14 protein-coding genes are annotated in these 19,818 nt (G+C 45.7%); 1 reads left to right on the top strand and 13 read right to left on the bottom strand.

Annotated elements, in window-relative coordinates; translation table 11 throughout:
• Positions 1-54 precede the first annotated feature (54 nt).
• From L3C95_RS14075 to L3C95_RS14100, 6 genes are all read right to left on the bottom strand, one after another.
• Positions 55-675, bottom strand: coding sequence for a hypothetical protein (locus L3C95_RS14075; RefSeq protein WP_236388556.1), 621 nt, complete (start codon positions 673-675; stop codon positions 55-57).
• Between the two features lie 22 nt (positions 676-697).
• Positions 698-2,308 (bottom strand): SusD/RagB family nutrient-binding outer membrane lipoprotein, encoded by a 1,611-nt coding sequence (locus L3C95_RS14080; RefSeq protein WP_236388557.1) that lies wholly within the window; start codon positions 2,306-2,308, stop codon positions 698-700.
• A gap of 34 nt (positions 2,309-2,342) precedes the next feature.
• A complete protein-coding gene (locus tag L3C95_RS14085) occupies positions 2,343-5,915 on the bottom strand; it encodes a SusC/RagA family TonB-linked outer membrane protein (protein WP_236388558.1) in 3,573 nt (1,190 codons plus the stop codon).
• Positions 5,916-6,119: 204 nt separating this feature from the next.
• Entirely contained in the window at positions 6,120-7,085 is a 966-nt protein-coding gene (locus L3C95_RS14090) for a FecR family protein (protein WP_236388559.1), read from the bottom strand.
• Positions 7,086-7,187: 102 nt separating this feature from the next.
• A complete protein-coding gene (locus L3C95_RS14095; RefSeq protein ID WP_236388560.1) occupies positions 7,188-7,694 on the bottom strand; it encodes an RNA polymerase sigma-70 factor in 507 nt (168 codons plus the stop codon).
• Between the two features lie 277 nt (positions 7,695-7,971).
• A complete protein-coding gene (locus L3C95_RS14100) occupies positions 7,972-9,480 on the bottom strand; it encodes a hypothetical protein (protein ID WP_236388561.1) in 1,509 nt (502 codons plus the stop codon).
• Between the two features lie 264 nt (positions 9,481-9,744).
• Here L3C95_RS14100 and L3C95_RS14105 point away from each other — a divergent pair, with 264 nt between their 5' ends.
• Positions 9,745-10,674: a TIGR01777 family oxidoreductase gene (locus L3C95_RS14105; protein ID WP_236388562.1), complete on the top strand. Its 930-nt coding sequence runs from the start codon at positions 9,745-9,747 to the stop codon at positions 10,672-10,674.
• Between the two features lie 7 nt (positions 10,675-10,681).
• Here the strand turns inward: L3C95_RS14105 and L3C95_RS14110 are convergent, their stop codons facing one another.
• From L3C95_RS14110 to L3C95_RS14140, 7 genes are all read right to left on the bottom strand, one after another.
• Positions 10,682-11,881: an anthranilate synthase component I family protein gene (locus L3C95_RS14110; protein WP_236388563.1), complete on the bottom strand. Its 1,200-nt coding sequence runs from the start codon at positions 11,879-11,881 to the stop codon at positions 10,682-10,684.
• 111 nt (positions 11,882-11,992) lie between these two features.
• Positions 11,993-12,454, bottom strand: a complete 462-nt coding sequence (locus tag L3C95_RS14115) for a hypothetical protein (RefSeq protein ID WP_236388565.1) — start codon at positions 12,452-12,454, stop codon at positions 11,993-11,995.
• Positions 12,455-12,554: 100 nt separating this feature from the next.
• Complete coding sequence (locus tag L3C95_RS14120) at positions 12,555-13,853, bottom strand: adenylosuccinate synthase (protein WP_236388566.1); 1,299 nt, start codon at positions 13,851-13,853, stop codon at positions 12,555-12,557.
• 176 nt (positions 13,854-14,029) lie between these two features.
• Positions 14,030-16,282 carry a RelA/SpoT family protein gene (locus tag L3C95_RS14125; protein WP_236388567.1) on the bottom strand — a complete coding sequence of 751 codons (2,253 nt, stop codon included), beginning with the start codon at positions 16,280-16,282 and terminating at the stop codon, positions 14,030-14,032.
• A gap of 53 nt (positions 16,283-16,335) precedes the next feature.
• A complete protein-coding gene (locus L3C95_RS14130) occupies positions 16,336-17,061 on the bottom strand; it encodes a 2'-5' RNA ligase family protein (RefSeq protein ID WP_236388568.1) in 726 nt (241 codons plus the stop codon).
• A gap of 31 nt (positions 17,062-17,092) precedes the next feature.
• Positions 17,093-17,854 carry a response regulator transcription factor gene (locus L3C95_RS14135; protein WP_236388569.1) on the bottom strand — a complete coding sequence of 254 codons (762 nt, stop codon included), beginning with the start codon at positions 17,852-17,854 and terminating at the stop codon, positions 17,093-17,095.
• 306 nt (positions 17,855-18,160) lie between these two features.
• On the bottom strand, positions 18,161-19,621 hold the full coding sequence (locus tag L3C95_RS14140) for an alpha-L-fucosidase (protein WP_236388570.1): 1,461 nt from the start codon (positions 19,619-19,621) through the stop codon (positions 18,161-18,163).
• Positions 19,622-19,818: the final 197 nt, after the last annotated feature.

Genomic DNA, 19,818 nt, shown 5'->3' on the forward strand with positions numbered 1-19,818 from the left:
ATGATAGCGTTGTGTTTCTGATTGTGCTCATTGATAACTTGTTTACGACGGTAACTACTGTTTCTTAAATCTCACGCCAACTCTGCAATCGCCGGGTTCACCGCGTGACTCATCACAAATATTATTGAAGAAAGTTACAATTCTCCGGCCGTCGCCGAGGTTCAGTATAAACTTGAAGAGAAAATAGTCATTTACTGCTACAGATCCAAGCGGTATATTATTGATGGTTGCTAACTGAGTAGCAGTGAACGAATATGTTTTGGGAAAAGTAGTCACTGTTTCGTACAATTTGTCCCGCGAACCGATAATACTGGGCAGCGGAAACTGTGCAATATTCGTGTACTGGTTTCCCGGAGAAGAGATCACCAATGGATAAGCAGGCACGCTGGATTCAGCTTTATTATAACTCGTATATACTTCAATGGATGTCACTGTCACTTTATCAAATCCTTCCCAGTCCAGGGCAAAGGCAAATTCCTGGTCAGCAAGGTTGGGATCATTCAGATTAAAGAATGCCACTTTCCCCGCCTGCCTGGTGGGCAATGCTGTTTTCGTCGTATCGACGGTCACAATAGGTACAGCAGTGTATTCATATTGTTCCCATTCATAGTCTGCCTTCTTGCAGGAAAGGAACCCGGTGTAGATGATCAGTATGACTATTATCAGATATCTCATGCGTTAGTTTTTTTGTGATGATCTATTTATCCCAGAATACAGGTGTAGTCTGCTGTGCTACCTGCAGTGCGCTGGCATTTTCACCAAAACTGGTGTTTGCAGATAATTCGGTCTGGGAATAATAAAGCCTTAAAGGGAATGCGTTCAATGGCGACAAAGGTGCACGTAACACAGGCAATGCAGTTCTCCTGTAATCATTATACGCCTCCATTCCATTACCATAACAGGCAATGTATTTCTGCGTCATCACCATATTCATCTTACCGGCAGCATCTGCAGCGTCGTAGGCTGTCAGCAGTTTATTCACAAACCCGCTGATAGCGGCAGGCGATAAAGCCACTCCACCATTTGCAGCCCCATAAGCACTCACGCTGTTCAGATGTGCAGTAACGCCATCAGCGAAGTTCTGCCTGGCATCATCACCAGTATTCAGCGCTAATGCGGCTTCTGCGCGGATCAGCTTTACCATGGCGTTTGTCAGTAGCGGAATAACACCGGCGCCTGTACCATCCGAAGTGGCCACTACTTTCAGACTGGAAGTAGCGCCTACATTCGTGACGTAACTATATGTGTCAGGAATGTTATTGATGGCTGCATTATCATACAACCCTCCCGCCGGATACACACCAAAGGTGGAACGCCTGTTCAGGTCAGCCGGTGCCGCAGTGCCGTCACCGGGATTACGGCCGTAATAACCATTGCTGTTAGTAGAATTGTTCAGCCCTGCAGTGGCGTTCTGACGATAGATAAAATACCTCAAACGAGGGTCATCATTATTGAACAGCAGATCAATAAAAGACTGGCACATGTAAAAGTTCTTGCTGGACTGGTATTCGGAACGATGCCAGGGATGACGGTTATTCGGGTTCTGTGCAGATCCGAACCTGAAAGTATAATCCGTTGCATTACTATTATTCGTTCCTCCTATTAGTGTAGCAGGATTACTGATCAATGCCTGTATCGCCGTCGTAGACCGGGCAGGATCTACCAGGCGGATCCCGTTGTAAAGTTTCAGCTTCAGCGAATTGGCCAGGGCGATCCAGGAGTTTTTTGAGCCACCATAGATCATATCTGCGCTGGAAGGCACCAGTGTGGAAGTGCCCACTTTTCCTGCATCCTGCAGTGCCTCTTCAATCAACGTTAATACGCTTTCGTAGATCTCCGCTCCTTTCTCCAACGGAGGACTAACTGTTTGCTGTCCCTTCTCTGCCTGGGAATACGGGATATCGCCCCACATATCTACCATCAGGCTTACGAGGTAAGCTTTCTCGATTTTCGCAACGGCAACATATCCCCACTCCTGCTGCGCAGTACCGCTGCTGATGATAGATTCCAGGTCGTTCAGTGTCTGGCTGTAGAAACCATCCCAGGGATCGTCAAAACTGGTACCCTGCTGCTGGTACCGGCTCAGATCACCGGACGATACCATGTGTTGCATAAAGGTGGAGGTACCGCTGTTCAGTTCATACATATTGGCTGCCATAGACACTTCTGTAGAAGGTAGTAATAGCGACAACTGTGCAGTGGTCGGGTTATTGGGATCGGTATTAATATCGACAAACTTATTACAGGCGCCGGTTATGAAAGCTATACCGGTTACCAGGAGTGTATATGTACTATATTTCAATTTCATAATTCATGACAGGTTGAGTGATCAATATCCCACATCAGAAGGAACACCTTAGATTGACGCCAAATCTTTTTGTAGTAGGAACGGACAGGTTATCATAGCCCTGTGAGTTACCCACACCCAGTGAGCTCACTTCCGGATCGAAGTTGGAATACCTAGGGAAGTTAGGCGCGTTGTACCAGAGGTTCCTTCCTGACAGTGAGATGGTGGCAGCACCAAATGGAGAATTGCCCAGTAGGCTCTTCGGAAGATCATATGCCAGCGAGATCTCACGTAGCCTGAACACAGTCGCATCGAAGATGGATCCTTCATTCACACCACCAGGCCCCATACCTCCATTGAAGAAATGATCTTCATAAGACATTGCCACGTTGTTGGGGATCTTCTGTCCGCGTTCATCCAGCAGTGCTTTCAGTGTATTGATATCGCCCATTACACCAGGAGAAACGATCTGGAACTCACGTTCTTCCGTATCTCTGGTCACACCGCGGGCCATCATCTGACCAACGGTGTTGGAATACATCTGTCCCCCCTGCTTCCAGTCAAAGAGCACATTCAGTGTCAGCCCCCGGTACCGGAACGTATTGGTGATACCCAGTATGAAATCGGGATTAGGATTACCGATCGCTTTCAGTGAGCCAGATACCAACGGCTTACCGGAAGCAGGATCGATCAGGATATTACCTTCTTCATCACGTGCATAGGCAGTACCCTGGATCAATCCGTAAGGTTGCCCTACAATATGCACACTGCTGGTCCCATTGGTACCGCCATAACTGAAACTTTCATAACCACCGAGGTCTTTGATCATGTTCCTGTTGCGGGTAAAATTGGCGTTGATATCCCAGTTAAAACCATTCGCTGTACGGATAGGCGTAGCTGTAAAACCGATCTCTATCCCTTTGTTGGTAGCCTCGCCCAGGTTAAGGATCTGAGTAGTGTAACCGGAAGAAGGGGCTGCTGTTACCTCAAAGATCTGTGAGGTACTGCGTTTATTATAGTAAGTCAGATCTATACCGATGCGGTTGTCCAGGAATTGTAATTCCGTTCCCAACTCCAGTTCTGTAATAAACTCAGGTTTCAGGTTGGCATTTGTCAGCAGGTTGGATTGCGTAACGATATTATACACGGCCCCATTCTGCGGTGTAAAGGGCAAACCGACATTTGAAGGGGTTGTACTACCACCCAGAATTGCATTGATCTGGTAAAAATTAGCTGTCTGGTAAGGAGACGCTTCATTACCTACCCTTGTATAACCAGCTCTCACTTTACCGAAAGTCAACACTTCTTTTGGCAGCTGGAAAGCTTCTGTAAATACTAATGAACCATTCACACCACCATAGAAATAACTCCTGTTATTGGCAGGCAGCGTAGATGATACGTCATTGCGCCCCACGAAGTTCAATGACGCAAAGTTCTTATAGTCAAAGGTTATATCTGTAAAGAACGCATAATAACGTTGCTTCAGCAGGTTCCTGTTGTTGGTGAGCTGTACACCCGTTACCGAGCTGGTATTGTTCATATCATGCAGATCAGCAACAATGATATTATCTCCGTAAAATGCCTTCCTGTCTGTAAAACGCTGGTTCACGTTATTACCTAAAATGGCGCGGACAGAGAGATTTGGTGTGATGGCATGTGTTGCTGTCAGCAACAAGGTATTATCCAGTTCCTGGCGGTAGATATTATCGCTGGTGATACTACCGTTTGCATAAGAAGATGATCCTTTCCCTCTTACACTCAATCGCCTGTCTGTGTATGCGTTAAAACCGATCGTATTCTGAACATTCAGCCATGAGAAAGGATCAAAACCTACAATGAGGTTGCCATAGTAACGGTCCACGTCACTTTTATTCGGACTATGTTTTACTGACCAATACGGGTTATCCACACCCGTGTAGTCATATACATTACTTCCATCTATCGGATTTTCAAAAGGGTAGTGTGTGAGGTCATAGCTGGTGGGCACATACATCAACGTTGACATAATCGAGCCTGTCAATCCGCCTACAGGAGGCGTTTTCTGGCGGGTGGTCACATAGTTGATAGAGCCACTGGCATAGAACTTATTCTCCAGCCGGATATTACCACCGATATTCACTGAAGTACGCTTGATCTCATTACCCGGCACTACACCTTTGTTATCTGTATTGGAAAAGCCTGCGTTAAAATTCCCTTTCTCGCTACCGGATGATATAGTGATCGCATTCTCATATACACTCCCTGTTCTGAAAAAATTTTTAGCATTCTCTTTTGCATAGGATTTATAGGGAACCTGTATTGGCGTCACACCATCGGCTTCATAAAATTCGGGGAATACTGCAGCGCTGAACTGACGTGTTAACTGATGAGGAATAGTAGCGCGGGTAGGCAGCATACTGGGAACGCCCTGAAAAGGCTGTCCCCAGGACGCATACACACCCTGCCTGTAGTCATTGTTCGTACCTTGTCCGTAGCGTGTCTGGTATTCAGGCAATCCGGCCACTTCTTCAATAGCGTAAGAAGTATTGTAGGTGATCTCTGTGCCCTTGCGGCTTTTCTTCTTACCCGCTTTCGTGGTGATGATGATAGCGCCGTTGGCTGCTCTTGAACCATATAATGCAGCTGCCGCCGCACCTTTGAGTACTGTCATACTCTGTATATTGTTTGGATCAAGGTCGAATGCGCGGTTGGTCACGCCCACGCCACCGACAGAAGATGAACCAACATTCGCAAAGCTGGAGTTGTCGAAGGGAACACCATCTACTACAAACAGCGGCTGATTGTTACCATTCAGGGAAGAGTTACCACGAATGGTAATATTGGTGCCACCACCGGCTACGCCACCGGCAGACTGTATATTCACACCGGCCACTTTACCTGTCAGTGCACGCACAGGGTCAGGTTCCGATTTCTGTGCAAGTTTCTCTGAGCCTACTGTACTGACGGAATAACCAAGACTATTCTTCTGACGCGCGATACCTGCTGCTGTCACAACAATATCGTGCAATTGCTTTACGGCAGCCTGCAGTTTGATCGTACCTGCCTGCGCAGCACCGATCTCCGTAACATGATAACCGATAGCAGTGATCGATAGCGTAGCACCTTGTTTTACTCTTAGTGTAAAGGCACCATCACCTCCTGAGGTAACGCCATTGCTGGTGCCTTTTTCTACGATTGTTGCACCCGGGAAGGGATCGCCGCTCTCACTGAGCACCTTCCCCCTGATCACCGTATCTGCTGCAGGAGCAGCCGGTTGCGGCTGAATATTATGTTGTTCACTTTTCTCTTTCAGGATGATGAAATCATCGTTTACTACAAAGTTAATGTCGAGTTTCCCCAATACTTTATCCAGCACTTTGCCGAGTTCTTCTTCATTCGCATTTGCAGTGACTTTTTTATCCATAGCAATGCGATCGGAACTATATACAAACTTCACATCTGCCTTAGACCTGATCTGGTTGAGTACCATTTTCAGGCTCATATCATCTGCCTGCAGCGATATCTTTCTACGCAGGATATTCTGCGCATACAAGGCTCCGGGGCTGACTGCAAATAATATCATCGTACTTAACGATGTGATAATGACGGATTTGGTTATAAAAGCATTTGTCTTTACATTTATGGACATAGGCCTGTTTCTTTGTTAGATTTCTGGTTGAATAAGACAAAGGAATTCCCTTACTGCGCTGTCACGCAGTATTTCAGGGCTAAATCAATTTCAGCAGGGGGCTGTCACCTCCTGCTTTTATTTTTGCTGTTTACTTTCCTCATAGGCGACTCTTTTAGTGTGATAGTGATACATCCTGATTTTGGTTGAATTACAGTTCATAGTTTATTTTTTTGCTCGTATTAATACCATCTTATCATTGATCGCTATATCCAGGTTGAGAGCCTGGCTGATCATCTCCATCGTATGTTCTAAAGATTGGTCTGTCATGTCCGCAGTAATGACGTGCTTTCGAATGGCGGTATCTTCCAGGTTGATCTTTACTTCAAATTTCTTTTCTATTTTCTGTATTACATCGTTCATGCCGGCGTCATTGAACGCCATGTCATATTCTGTTCCTCTGATAAATTCGTGTATATCTGTACGTGACGGATGTACGTTCACTACAGATGCATGTACTTCTGAATAAACGATACTTTCGTTTGTTTTGACGATCTGCTCTCTTGTCGATTTCGATCCTACGACTACAGATCCTGTCAATACCGATATGGCTACTTCTCCCTTTTCATTCTTACGAATATTAAAGCTGGTGCCTAATACGCCTGTAGTGAGTGAGCCACAGTATACAACGAAAGGACGTTTTGCATCTTTTGCTACTTCAAACAAGGCTTCTCCTTCCAGTGTCACAGGGCGTTCCTTCTCATTGAACACAGCAGGGAAAGTGAGTTTACTCTTCCCTTTCAGCCATACAATGCTGCCGTCAGACAGGATCTGCTTATGGATATGTCCTTTGTCACTGTAGGCATAAGTGGTTCTATGCGGGGCCACGATGTCCAGTACACTCTTTCGCCAGATATACCCTGCTACAATGATCACGGCAATTGCTGCAGCCACTGCTATCTTTTGCGACAGACGAAACATACGGACAGTTTTTGCCGGCTGGCCGATACGTTGCTGCAAACTGCTGAACATCTTTTCTTTTGCAGTTGCCCTTTCTTCCTGAGAAAGGTTGTCAAATGCCGTTTTATCTTCCATAGAGTCAAGCCACTTTTCCAGGTGTTCCATTTCCTGTTTATCCAGGAGACCTTTTGTATATCTGTCCAGTAAATATTTAAATTCTCTATTGTCCATCAGTAACTAAGGCTTATTTTGGTATATGGCAGTGGCACGTCTAACACGTCTATATAGTATGTAAACTGAAAAAGGGGATACACCTATCAGGCAGGAAAAAATTTATAAAAACCAGAAATATTCCCTGAAAGCCAGGCGTAGATGCTTCAGGGCCTTGGTAAGATGGTTTTCCACCGTCTTATGGGAGATATTCAGCGCATTGGCAATATCGTGAATGGAGCGGTGCTCATTCCGGCTCATTCTGAACACCTGCTGACATTTTTCCGGCAGGCGGGATACTTCCTTGTCAACTGCGTTGGCCAGGTCAGAAAAGGCAACATATTCCTCATTTGAATTATCCCGCAAAGTCTCATTATAGCGGGCAAAAGAGCTGGCGTAAGTTTTCCGTACCTTATCCGCTTTGATATAGTTGAAGATCTGGTATTTAACTGCCGTGTACAGGTAGGCAGAGAGGGTTTGCTGCAACCGGAGCTCGGCCCGCCTGTTCCAAAGGGAGAGAAACACCTCCTGGAGCAGTTCTTCTGTAACTTCCTTTGATTTCAGGCGGTTATAGATATAGGCATATAAAAGGGGCCAGTACCTGTTATAAATACATTCGTATGCAGCCATATCACCTGTTTGTAATAGAGCCATAAGATCTGCATCACCGTATGTATGTATATTTTCGATAATATTGATTTTTTGAGCGTGCTGAAGTTGGTCGATAGTATAAACTAACAAAAAAAAGCATACAAATCATAACCGATTATCAAAAAATTCCACATTTTATCTTAAAAACTACTTCTTTTAAGTACATAAAAAAAACCGCCTCATTGCATATGAGACGGCTTTTTCCTAAATATGCTAATACATGAGGCAACAGGTCAATTATATGATCGTTGCCCCCTTAGAAATCAATTTTCGCGAAGCAGATATAGTTCCTGTAAATGCAGGGCACCAACACAGACCGGCCACTGATCTGCTTACCATACCGTGGCATCCAGGTAAAGCCTTTATCCAGGTTACGTAAGGTTGGTTTACGAGTGGCTTTACCGTCGGGCTGTACACTGTTGTCTGTCAGGATAAAACTGCGTCTGTCCAGCTCATTATACAGGAAACGGAGCTCACTCCCGATGTTGACCATCATGTATGACAGATACAGGTCAGAACCGTCGTCATACTGGCTCTTATGTACAAAATTGCTCCAGAGCAGGTTGCCTTCATTATCCATGGAAAGCACCGCTATATTATCGTAATGATAGCGATCCTGGGAGTTGTAATTATTGTACCAGGGATTATAGTAAAATGGCGAATATGGCGAATAATAGTAGGGTGTATACATGCCATAAGGACCATACATATAATTCCAGCGATTCCAGGGTTGTGACCGGGAAGTAGTGTAATAAGACTCTGCTGTGATGATAAAACCGCCATTGCTGGTATTGATGATCTTGCGGATGAAATAGTCATTGAAAGCTGCGTTGGTAGAAGATTCTCCCTTAGCATTATTTTTCAGCTCAGGAGTAAATGCAACCTCTTTCTCGTACAGCAGCTGTTTCTGTCCGTAGTCATATTTACTGACATACAGGCCTTCCACATTACCCCTTTTCTGCTTGTAGTAAAAGGCCGTAATCAGCACCTTTTTACTGTTGTTGTCAACTTTCATCTTCACCTCGTCCAGCAGCTGGGTTTTGAGCTGCATAGATACATTCTCAAATGAATCTACCACAGCCCGTTTAATGATCAGGCTACCACTGATGATATAATCCCGGTTGTTAGTACGTTCCAGTTTATTAAAAATCAGGTCCCCTTCATTAGTGAGATTAAAGTTGCTGAGGAAGGATTTCTTTGTTTCCATCGGCAGCGATACCCGGCTGTTGTTGATCAGTTTAAAGGCGCTGTCATACAGGAAAGTGTAGAACACATTGTCGTTCTCCTTGTCCTGATTGATCTTATACACCATGATCTTATTCTTGTCTTCCGAATATTCTACGGAGTACACCTTGTTCTCTTTGGAGTAAAACCCTATCCTGGTAGAATCCACCATTACCGGCGCATCGGCAAAACGGGCATTACCATCCATGGTAGCACAGAAGCTATAGACAGCATCCTTACGCTGGAACTGGTACAACATGAATACTTTATCCGCATAAGACACGAAATCGACACTGATCAGCTTTTTGGGCAGAAAATCCAGTTTCACCCGGCTTTTCAGCGCCATTGTGTTATCATAGATAGAAATGACATAATCACCTCTGTCGCTCTTGTATACCAGTATATTTCCTGATACCCTGCCAATAATTTCAAATTCCGTGCTTTTGTAATCATCCCTTTCTGGTTCTGTATAGGATATTTTCTGGGCCATTACAGCCCCGCTCCATAAGACCAGCAAAGCATAGAGATATAGAATGCGCATTGCTAATATTTTAAAAGGTTGCAAGTTTAGATATAGATTTAACGGTAAATCGCTATCATTCATTGTGAAACATGGGCAGGAAAACGTGGAGCATTTCCGGCCGCCAACACTAAAATACGCAATTACGAATTATCTTAAGCCAATTCGGTTATCTTCCTGTATCGGGGTGTTTCAGGCCTGTTATTCAGGGGAAACAGGGGAACTGCAGTTATTCATCACTTTCAATTCGTAATTTCTAATGCTGAATTATGTATTTTTACGATTATGGATACGGTGTTAATTACCGGCGGCACGGGTCTCGTGGGCCGGGCGCTTACTAAGTTGCTTACAGACATTGGTTATAAAGTCATTATCCTGAGCCGGCGAAATAGCGACGGTAATACAGATAATGAGCTTATCAGCTATGCCCACTGGGATGTTGCCCGTCAGACAATTGATGAAGCAGCTATACAGCAGGCGGATTACATCGTCCATCTTGCAGGCGCTAATGTTGGGGACAAACGGTGGACAGCCGCCCGTAAAAAGGAGATCTTGAACAGCCGTGTACAAAGTGCTGGGCTGTTATTCGACGCCCTTAGCAAGTATCCAAATAAAGTTAAAAAGGTGATCAGCGCCTCCGCAATCGGCTACTATGGCGAGAACAAAAGCGGACCAGCCTTTACGGAAAACGATCCGCCAGCCGGCGATTTCCTTGGAAATACCTGTGTAGCCTGGGAAAACAGTATCCTGAAAATGCGGGAGCTGCAGAAAAAAGTGGTCATCCTTCGCACCGGTATTGCACTCAACCTGGCCGGCGGCGCTATGAAAGAATTCTATAAACCTTTACAATTCGGCTTTGCGACCATCCTGGGTAACGGGGAACAATATGTTAGCTGGATACATCTTCATGACCTCGCCCGTATTTACCTGAGCACTATTGTCAATCATGAACTGGAAGGCATCTACAATGCAGCGGCTCCCCATCCGGTGCAAAATAAAGAGCTGGTAATGACGATGGCGCAGGAAGCAAAGGGCAGAAGTTTTCTTCCTGTATATGTACCCACATTTGCCTTGAAACTGGCATTGGGTGAGATGAGTATTGAAGTATTGAAAAGCTGCCGGGTATCTTCCCTTAAGATCCAGGAAACAGGGTTTGTGTTTTCATACCCGGATATCCGTGGTGCCATGGAAAATATCTTCCAGGAAGATAAGTAGCCTGTCCTTAACCCTCCAGGATATTCCTCATAGCTTCTGCCTTTAACAGGCATTCCTCCCATTCTTTTAGCGGATCGGCATAATAGGTAATAGCAGAACCGGTCTGAAAAGAAAGATATTTTTTGCTGGCATTATACAGTATGCTGCGTATAACCACGTTGAAATCAAAATCGCCTTCCGGCGTAATATATCCAAGGGCGCCGGAGAATACCCCCCTGCGGGATTGCTCATACTGTTCTATCAGCTGCATCACACTCAGTTTAGGCGCACCTGTCATAGACCCCATAGGGAAAGCCTGGCTGATCGCATCTGTAAAAGATACTCCCTCTTCGAGGGTAGCCGTCACCGTAGATATCATGTGGTGCACCTGCGCAAATGAATAGATCCCGAATAACTCGGCCACCTGTACGCTGCCCCGTGTAGCGGTATGGGACAGGTCATTACGCACCAGGTCAACCACCATTACATTCTCTGCCCTTTCCTTGCTGTTCTGCTGCAATTCACGACGGCGCTCATCATCAGCAGCGGGTGTTTCTGCACGCCTGATCGTTCCTTTTATAGGTTGAGAAATAACAACCGGGCCTTTCTTCTGCAGGAAACGTTCAGGACTGGAACAAGCCAGGTAAAGGTCATTTGTGCGGTAATAAGCCGCAAAAGGGGATGGAGAAACGTTGTTCAGGCGCTTAAAAAGAGACAGGGGATGTACGATAGCGTCTTCAATGAAATTTTCCCTGCAGAAATTCACTTCATAACAGTCCCCCCTGTGTATATGTTCCTGTAAACTGGTAACGGCGTTGAGGTATTGTTGTTTGTCGAGATGGGCCTGTACCCTGCCAGCCGGTATTTGCTGCACTTTCTCTTCTTTTGCAGCAAGACATTGTGTATAAACGGCACGGGCAGCTGCCTCGTCCATCTCCCACCCTCCTATCTGCACCTCGTTATTACGCAATAACATGACGATACGGGGCCTGAAAAAGAAAAGGTCACCCCAGCCTATTCCATCTTTATTATCCGAATATAAGCCCGGAAACACCTCGTTTTTAAGATCGTAAGCAAGATGACCAAACAGCCAGTCACGGTGAGTGTTGTGATATTGGAGCAATGAGGGGAATGCATTGCCGGCATTGCAGGAAAGCGTATCCAGCGCATCTGCGGCCAGTATAGCCTCGTTTTGGTGATAGATGGAAGCGTAGTTGTTATTATCCAAAAAACAGCAAATGTTGAACTGATTACTCCAATTCAACATTTGCTGTTTAAATAAGTTTGGATCATTAACCGGGAAACCGTAAAATATCCTGATAATGCGTGCTTTTAATGCTTAAAAATCGTCGTCATCGTCATCAAAGCCACCCCTGTCGTTGAACAGGCCCATGTCTTTGAACTCGTCATCGATGCCCAGATCATCATCGTCATCTGCGCTCTTTTTACCAGGGCGGCCACGTTTGCTCTTAGGTTTAGGCATGTCAAACTCTTCGAAATCAGGATCATAATCCTCATCATCACCTTTGCCCCAATTATCATCATCGTCGTCCAGGTCCACATCATCATCGTCATCATCCAGATCATCCTCATCATCGTCATTCTTCTTCTTTGACTTTGAAGGCGACTTATCTGATTTTTTAGAAGCAGCAGACTTACGGGGAGTTTCCTCCTCATCCAGATCCTCATCATCGTCCTCCTCTTCCTTCTTTGGCTTACTAGCAGCTTTAGGCGTGGCTTTCGTGGTCTTTGGAGAACTCGTCTTTTTGGTCTCTTTTTCGTTATCAGATTTTGATTTCATAATAGGTTCACTTAAGTCTTTAGCGTATTACTTTTGCGTAAAGTTTTAACAGTTTTTTGTATTAGCCAAATTTTTTTTGCCGATTTTTTTCCGTAATTTTTTAAGCTTTTTCCTGCTCCAGAATCTGGTCCCTGCCTGGTCCGTTAGACACAAATTTCACAGGTACATCCAGGTAACTTTCCACTGCTTTTACGAAAGATTTCATCTCGGCCGGCAACTCGTTAAAGTGCCTGCTTTTGGCTGCTGTTTCATCACTCCATCCTTTATGCTTTTCCCATATAGGTTTCACTTCTGTATCATTCAGCTGGTATGGCATTGCTTTTGTCTGCTGACCATCGATTTCATAAGCAGTACATGCGTACACTTCATCGAATGCGTCCAGCACATCACTTTTAGTCATTACCAATTGTGTAACACCACTCAGCATACAGGTGTAATTCAGGGCAACAAGATCAATCCAGCCGCAACGACGTGGACGTCCTGTAGTGGCGCCAAACTCATTACCTTCTGCACGTAGTTTCTCACCAGTAGCATCATGCAACTCGGTAGGGAATGGTCCGCTACCTACGCGTGTACAATATGCCTTGGTTACACCGATCACTTCTTTTATCCATTTAGGCGCTACGCCCAGTCCGGAACATACGCCCGCAGAGATAGTACTTGAAGAAGTAACAAATGGATAAGTACCGAAATCCACATCCAGCATGCTACCCTGTGCACCTTCTGCCAGTATCTTCTTGCCTGCTTTCAGCCTCTCGTTGATAAAATACTCCCCGTTCACAATATTCATCTGCTTCAGGTAGTTCACGGCATCAAAGAACTCTGCTTCCCAGTCAGCAATATCTTTTGCTATTTCAGCCTTTACTTCTGCAGTAAAATCATATCCTGCCAGCAAATGCTGATGTTTCTCTTTTAGTTTGTTATAACGCTCATTAAAATCGCTGCGCAGCACATCACCTACTCTCAGACCATTACGACCGGTTTTATCCATATATGCAGGTCCGATACCTTTCAGCGTAGAACCGATCTTTTCACTGCCTTTGGCTATTTCTGAGGCCTTGTCAAGAGCACGATGAGAAGGTACGATAATATGCGTTCTTTCCGCAATAAAAAGATTCTTTTTCAGATCAACACCTAAAGAAGAGATCTTATCACATTCTTTCTTAAATGTCACAGGGTCGAGTACCACACCATTACCGATCAGGTTAATGGTATTCTTGTGAAATACACCGGAAGGAATGGTATGTAATACTACCTTCTGGCCATCCACATATAAAGTATGCCCTGCGTTGGGCCCACCCTGAAAGCGGGCTATGACATCGTATTTACCTGCAAAGTAATCCACAATCTTTCCTTTGCCTTCATCGCCCCACTGTAGGCCCAGCAAAACATCTACCATAAGAGTTGATATTGATTTTTAAAAACGAAGTGGCAAAATTAAGGAAAAATAGCACGAATCCGAATTAGGAATTAATAATCAGGAACCGGGGGGCCAATCCACAAAAAAAGACGGGCCACAGGAATAAACGCCCTGCAGCCCGTCTTATTATTATAAGATCTTAATTTCGGGTAGCATTACTCATCCTCCAGACGGCTTACTGATTGAATACCATCCAGTTTCTTCAGCCGTTCAAACAGCTCATCCAGCTCCTCCTTATCATGTACGAAAACCTTGATCAGCCCTTCAAATAAGCCTTCACTGGATTCAATGGTCAGACCTGCAATGTTAACCCTCAGCTCACCGGAGATCACATTGGTGATCTTATGGATAACCCCTACATCGTCCATACCAACGATCCTCAGGCCTGTCAGGAAGGAGATCTCCCTGTTCTTCACCCACTTGGTCTTTACAACACGATGGCCGTAGTTTGCCAGCAACTGGGCGGCATTAGGACAGTTCGTTCTGTGGATTTTCAGGCCTTCACTGGCGGTGATGAACCCAAATACGTCATCTCCCGGAATCGGACGGCAGCAGTTAGCCAGTTTGTAGGCTATTTTGTCTGAACTTTCCCCGAAGATGATCAGTTCTGCATCTTTCTTGGAAGGGATCTGATGTTTCAGATGATCTTCCGAGATATGTTCCGGCTGTTTCACCGGCGGCGGTTTAGGCGCCTCCAGCTTATCTCCCAGTACGGTAAACTGCTTCAGTTCCTTCAGGTCTATATTCTTAACGGCGATCTGGTAATACAGGTCCAGCGGCGATGGCTGCTTATAGAACTGTACCAGCTCGTTGATGTTGTGCTGATTATTGGAGATCTTCAGATGGTCCAGCTTACGTTCCAGCAGTTCCTTCCCATCCATGGCCACCTTCCTTTTTTCCTCCTTCAGGGCATCTTTGATCTTGGATTTGGCCTTGGCCGTTAAAACATAATTCAGCCAGTCTTCCGTAGGCTTCTGCTTATTGGATGTAATGATCTCCACCTGATCGCCGCTACGCAACTTATGGCTGATAGGTACCAGCTTATAATTCACTTTGGCGCCGATACACTTGTTCCCTACCGCACTATGGATCGCATAAGCGAAATCGAGGGCAGTGGAGTTCACAGGCAATATCTTCAGATCGCCTTTCGGTGTATATACATAGATCTCTTCGGTAAAGAGATTACTTTTAAAATCTGCCAGAAAATCCAGCGTATTGGAGTCCGGGTTGTTCAGGATCTCCCTGATCTGGGTGAACCACTGATCAAATTTGGCTTCTGTGCTGACGCTCTGGTTGCTACCCTCCTTATAACGCCAGTGGGCGGCCAGGCCTTTTTCCGCATAGTCATTCATCCTTTTGGTCCGGATCTGCACTTCCACCCATTTACCTTGCGGACCCATTACCGTCACATGCAGAGCCTCGTAGCCGTTGGATTTCGGATTACTGAGCCAGTCGCGTGTCCTTTCCGGGCTGGGGTGGTAAAAGTCTGTAATAATTGAATAGACCTTCCAGCAGTCTGACTTTTCCTTTTCCAAAGGAGAATCCAGGATGATACGGATCGCAAAGAGGTCGTACACTTCTTCAAAGGTGACGCCTTTCTTCTTGATCTTGTTCCATATGGAGTGAATGGATTTGGGCCGTCCGTAGATCTCGAACATGAAACCTTCCTCCTGCAACACCTCCTTGATAGGCTTTATGAATTCATTGATATAACGGGTACGCTCACGCTTTGTTTCCTTCAGGCGTTTGGCGATGTCCCGGTAAGTCTGCTGCTCAGTGTACTTCATAGACAGGTCCTCCATCTCGGACTTGATATTGTACAGGCCGAGGCGGTGGGCCAGCGGGGCATAAATAAATACGGTTTCCGAGGCTATTTTGAGCTGTTTTTCACGGCTCATACTATCCAGGGTACGCATATTATGCATCCTGTCTGCCAGTTTTATAAGTATCACCCTGGGGTCGTCTGCCAGTGTGAGCAGGATCTTTTTGAAGTTTTCCGCCTGGGCGGTGCTCGTGTTTGAGTCGATCACGGTAGAGATCTTGGTCAGACCATCCACGATGTGGGCGATCTCAGCCCCGAAGGCCCTGTCAACGTCTTCCAGGGTGACTTCGGTATCTTCCACGGTGTCGTGCAGCAGGGCGCAAATAGCGGAACGTACACCCAAGCCGATCTCGTCAACGCAGATCTGCGCTACTGCGAGGGGATGTAAGATATAAGGCTCTCCGGACTTCCGGCGCATTTCCTTATGTGCGTCTGCCGCCATTTCGAAGGCAGTACGTACCAATTCACGGTCTCCTTTCTTCAAACGGGGTTTAAGCGACCTCAGTAAAGCGCGGTAATGACGAACGATTTCTTTCTTTTCCTGTTCCTCGTCGAGGTTATATTGTTTTACTACCACTGTTTCCATCTGCAATAAAGTTACGATTTTATTACATAGGAAGCATGGCAGAAAAGTGCTAGTTAAGCTCCTCCCAGCCTGCATTTATGCAGCACCTCCCAGGAGGTGCCGTTATGCCTGAGCAGGTATAGATTGCGGACCTGGAAGGATGCATCGAAGGGGCGGTGCCGGTATTCCTCCATAGCCAGTTCAAATTCAAGGTCGGACAGATCGCGGAATGCCAGGGATACATGCGGATTAAACCCATAGCGGGCCAGCATATGGCTGAACCCGAACTCTTTCTGGAGAAACTCCATCATTTGCTGGTGCAGCTGTACGATCCCTGCATTCTTTTCCACATTGATATACAACACTTTCCGTTTGGTAAAAGAAAAGCCACCGAAACCGTTCAGTTTTATTTCAAAAGGCTGCATGGACGCTGCAAATGCCGTCAATCCGGGTATCAGGCACTTTTCCAGCGAGGGACTGGCAGTAAAGGGAACCTGCATAGTAATATGCGGCAGCACCCTGAGTGCCCGGCGGGCGTCATACTTTTCGGCAAACTCCTGTTTCAACCGGATGATCTCCTTACCAATTTCGGCATTAGGGAGCAGGGCTATGAAATAGATCTTGCTTTCTTCCTTTGGCGGTTTGATGCGGGGCGGAAAGCGTGATCCGTTTTTGGGGCGGGAAGCCCGGTACTGATTCCCGTTGTGTCTTTGTGTGCGGTGATTGCGCTCATCACTCTCATGACGACTGCCATTGCCCTGTTGCCGGTAGCGTGGCTGGTCATTTCTGCCGTAAGTCATTGTTTTGGTGGTTATGGGGTTTGGATATTTGCTAGTCGTCACCCTGATTATCTGTATCTGCTGACGTAGACTCGTCTTTTTTATCTTTGCTGCTCTCCAGGATGTTTAGCCTGATACCCACATTATGCAGGGTTTCCAAAGCTATTCCCGGCTGTGTTTTAAAATGCTTCCGTAAGCGGGTAATGAATACGTCCATACTTCTGCTGGAAAAGAAACTGCTGTTTCCCCAGACTTTCAGCAGGATCTCATCCCGTTTTACCAGTTTGTTACTGTTCTCGACCAGGTATCTTAATACCTTTGCCTCTTTTTTTGTCAGGGTAGCGAAAGCCTCGCCCCCCGTCTTTCGGAGTTCCTTTTCTTCATAGTTGAACCTTACATCTTCGCCCAATTTATAGATGCCGTCTCCTGGTACATCTTTGGGCAAGGTCCTTCGCAGGAATACCCTGATCCTCATGATCAGCTCGCGCATGCTGAAGGGCTTCACCAGAAAATCGTCCCCGCCTATGCGGAAACCATGGAGCCGGTCTTCGTCGGCCGATTTTGCAGAAACAAAGAGGATCGGTATCATACCGTTCTTTTTACGGATATCCTGCGCTAGCGTGAAGCCGTCTTTTTTGGGCATCATCACATCGAGTATACAAAGATCGAAATCGTCTCTTTGAAACTTCTTCCAGGCTACCTCACCATCGAAACAGTGCACCACCTGGTATCCTACGGCTTCCAGCTGCTTTTTAATGATATTACCGTATTGATAATCATCTTCTGCAAGGAGAATTTGTACATTACCTACCATGCGTTAAGTTTTATACCCTGTTCAATTTGTGTTAACAGACAATGTCATAAAATGTCATGCAATGTCATACCATGACTCTGCTACAATATTGACGAATAAACTTCTCATTTTAGTTAATGATTAGTTATTGAAGAAAATTTTCTTGGTTTGCCATGCTAAGGATCAAATTGAACGGATGGGGTTTTTCAAGGATTTTTTACACACATTTATTTAGACAACAAAAAAAAAGGCCGCCTGTTCAAAGGCAGCCATTTTTTTTGTTCACAGCTTTTGCAGGCTGTTATGATTTCATCTGCTGACGGCAATTTATGACGCTACCGCAGAGAGCTGTATAGCAACTGCATGTTGCCATGCTTTTTGCTGTAAAGCAGCGGGGATGGTAATCTGAGTACCTGTAGCAGTGGCTTTCCAGGAGATCTTTTCCTTAGCACCCAGTACGGTCACCTTTGCTCCTTTTGCCGGTTTCAGACCTTCAAATGCAATCTGTGCAGGCAATTTTTCTCCTTCATCCAGCAGGTAGATGGCATATACATTACCATTCTTTTTGCGGGTAAAACACACCTTTCCGTCTTTGTACGGAGCTATTGAACGGGTACCATAAATGGCATCCCCGTTCACCTTCATCCACGCTCCAATGGCAGCCATAGTGGTATAAGCCTCGTCATGCAACTGCCCATCAGGACCTGGACCTACGTTCAGCAGGTAGTTACCGCCTTTCGCCACAATGTCTACCAGGTTGTGAATGAGCTTATTTACAGGTTTATATCTATCATCCGGTACGTATGACCAGGAGCCGGCCATCGTCATACAGGTTTCCCATGGATAGGACAGCGGCTTTTCCGGGATCTGCTGTTCCGGCGTACGGTAGTTTTCAAACGGACCGTGTACTGCCCGGTCCACCACGATCAGACCAGGCTGATGGCTGCGGGCCATTTTAGCGATACCGGCCATGTCGATATCTTCATTTTGTTTGGTTGGCCTGGTGTCGATCTCCGCTGCCGTGATGTCGTTTGCCTTTTTAACACCCTGGTTGCGGGCGCGTACCCATCCACCATCCAGCCAGAGGATCTCAATCTTACCCATGGTGGTCATCAGTTCCTCGATCTGTTTATAGGTATACTCTTTAAAGTTTTTCCAACGGTCAGGGTACCTTGTCACATCATAGTTCACATGCCTGTCTTTCGGAGGGAAGTAAGGCCACCAGTAAAATTCACTGTGCCAGTCAGGTTTAGAAAAATAAGCTCCGGTATGGATGCCTTCCTGCTGAAATGCAGTAAATACCTCTTTCGCCACATTCTTTCTTGGATCATTACGGAAAGGGCTTTTGGAGCCGGCTATACCATAATCGGTCTGTTTAGTATCCCACATACAAAAACCATCATGGTGTTTAGTTGTGAAAACAACATACTCCATACCTGCGCCCTTAGCCGCCTTTGCCCATTTGGAAGGGTCAAATTTGGTAGGGTTGAAAGTCGTAGCCAGTTCTTCATATTTCTTTACGTAATCATAATATGGAATACCATAAGGCTTACGCTGAGTCCATCCCTCATCTTCCGGGCAAATACTCCAGGACTCTACAATACCCCACTGGGAATAAGCCCCCCAGTGAATCAGCATACCAAATTTCCAATCCTGCCATTGATCAAGCTTTTGCAGCACAGCCTGATCGGTTTCCGGGATATAGGGCTGTTCCAGACCGTGGTCCTGCGCGCTGGCTGTGGAAAATGCCAATAGTGCGCTACTAAATAAAAGAAATAGTTTTCGCATGATTAATTTTTAAATGTATCTGAGAACTTAGAAACTTCCTGCTCTTTCGGTTGTAGTGACAACCAGGCGCCGTCTCCGGAAAAATTTTCATAATGCTGATCCTGACAAAGTAATACACATTCCCGCTTAATTACTCATTGTCCTTTACCACTTTCCTATAGAATATTACCCTGTGGTGATCCGGCAAGCGTAATACA

It is taken from the genome of Chitinophaga filiformis (assembly GCF_021646545.1).
In the GTDB taxonomy this organism is placed as follows: Bacteria; Bacteroidota; Bacteroidia; order Chitinophagales; family Chitinophagaceae; genus Chitinophaga; species Chitinophaga filiformis_A.

Bases quoted from the DNA above. Each gene is read 5' to 3' on its own strand.
- L3C95_RS14075 (WP_236388556.1), bottom strand. From the start codon at position 675: ATGAGATATCTGATAATAGTCATACTGATCATCTACACCGGGTTCCTT.
- L3C95_RS14080 (WP_236388557.1), bottom strand. From the start codon at position 2,308: ATGAAATTGAAATATAGTACATATACACTCCTGGTAACCGGTATAGCT.
- L3C95_RS14085 (WP_236388558.1), bottom strand. From the start codon at position 5,915: ATGTCCATAAATGTAAAGACAAATGCTTTTATAACCAAATCCGTCATT.
- L3C95_RS14090 (WP_236388559.1), bottom strand. From the start codon at position 7,085: ATGGACAATAGAGAATTTAAATATTTACTGGACAGATATACAAAAGGT.
- L3C95_RS14095 (WP_236388560.1), bottom strand. From the start codon at position 7,694: ATGGCTGCATACGAATGTATTTATAACAGGTACTGGCCCCTTTTATAT.
- L3C95_RS14100 (WP_236388561.1), bottom strand. From the start codon at position 9,480: ATGCGCATTCTATATCTCTATGCTTTGCTGGTCTTATGGAGCGGGGCT.
- L3C95_RS14105 (WP_236388562.1), top strand. From the start codon at position 9,745: ATGGATACGGTGTTAATTACCGGCGGCACGGGTCTCGTGGGCCGGGCG.
- L3C95_RS14115 (WP_236388565.1), bottom strand. From the start codon at position 12,454: ATGAAATCAAAATCTGATAACGAAAAAGAGACCAAAAAGACGAGTTCT.
- L3C95_RS14120 (WP_236388566.1), bottom strand. From the start codon at position 13,853: ATGGTAGATGTTTTGCTGGGCCTACAGTGGGGCGATGAAGGCAAAGGA.
- L3C95_RS14125 (WP_236388567.1), bottom strand. From the start codon at position 16,282: ATGGAAACAGTGGTAGTAAAACAATATAACCTCGACGAGGAACAGGAA.
- L3C95_RS14130 (WP_236388568.1), bottom strand. From the start codon at position 17,061: ATGACTTACGGCAGAAATGACCAGCCACGCTACCGGCAACAGGGCAAT.
- L3C95_RS14135 (WP_236388569.1), bottom strand. From the start codon at position 17,854: ATGGTAGGTAATGTACAAATTCTCCTTGCAGAAGATGATTATCAATAC.
- L3C95_RS14140 (WP_236388570.1), bottom strand. From the start codon at position 19,621: ATGCGAAAACTATTTCTTTTATTTAGTAGCGCACTATTGGCATTTTCC.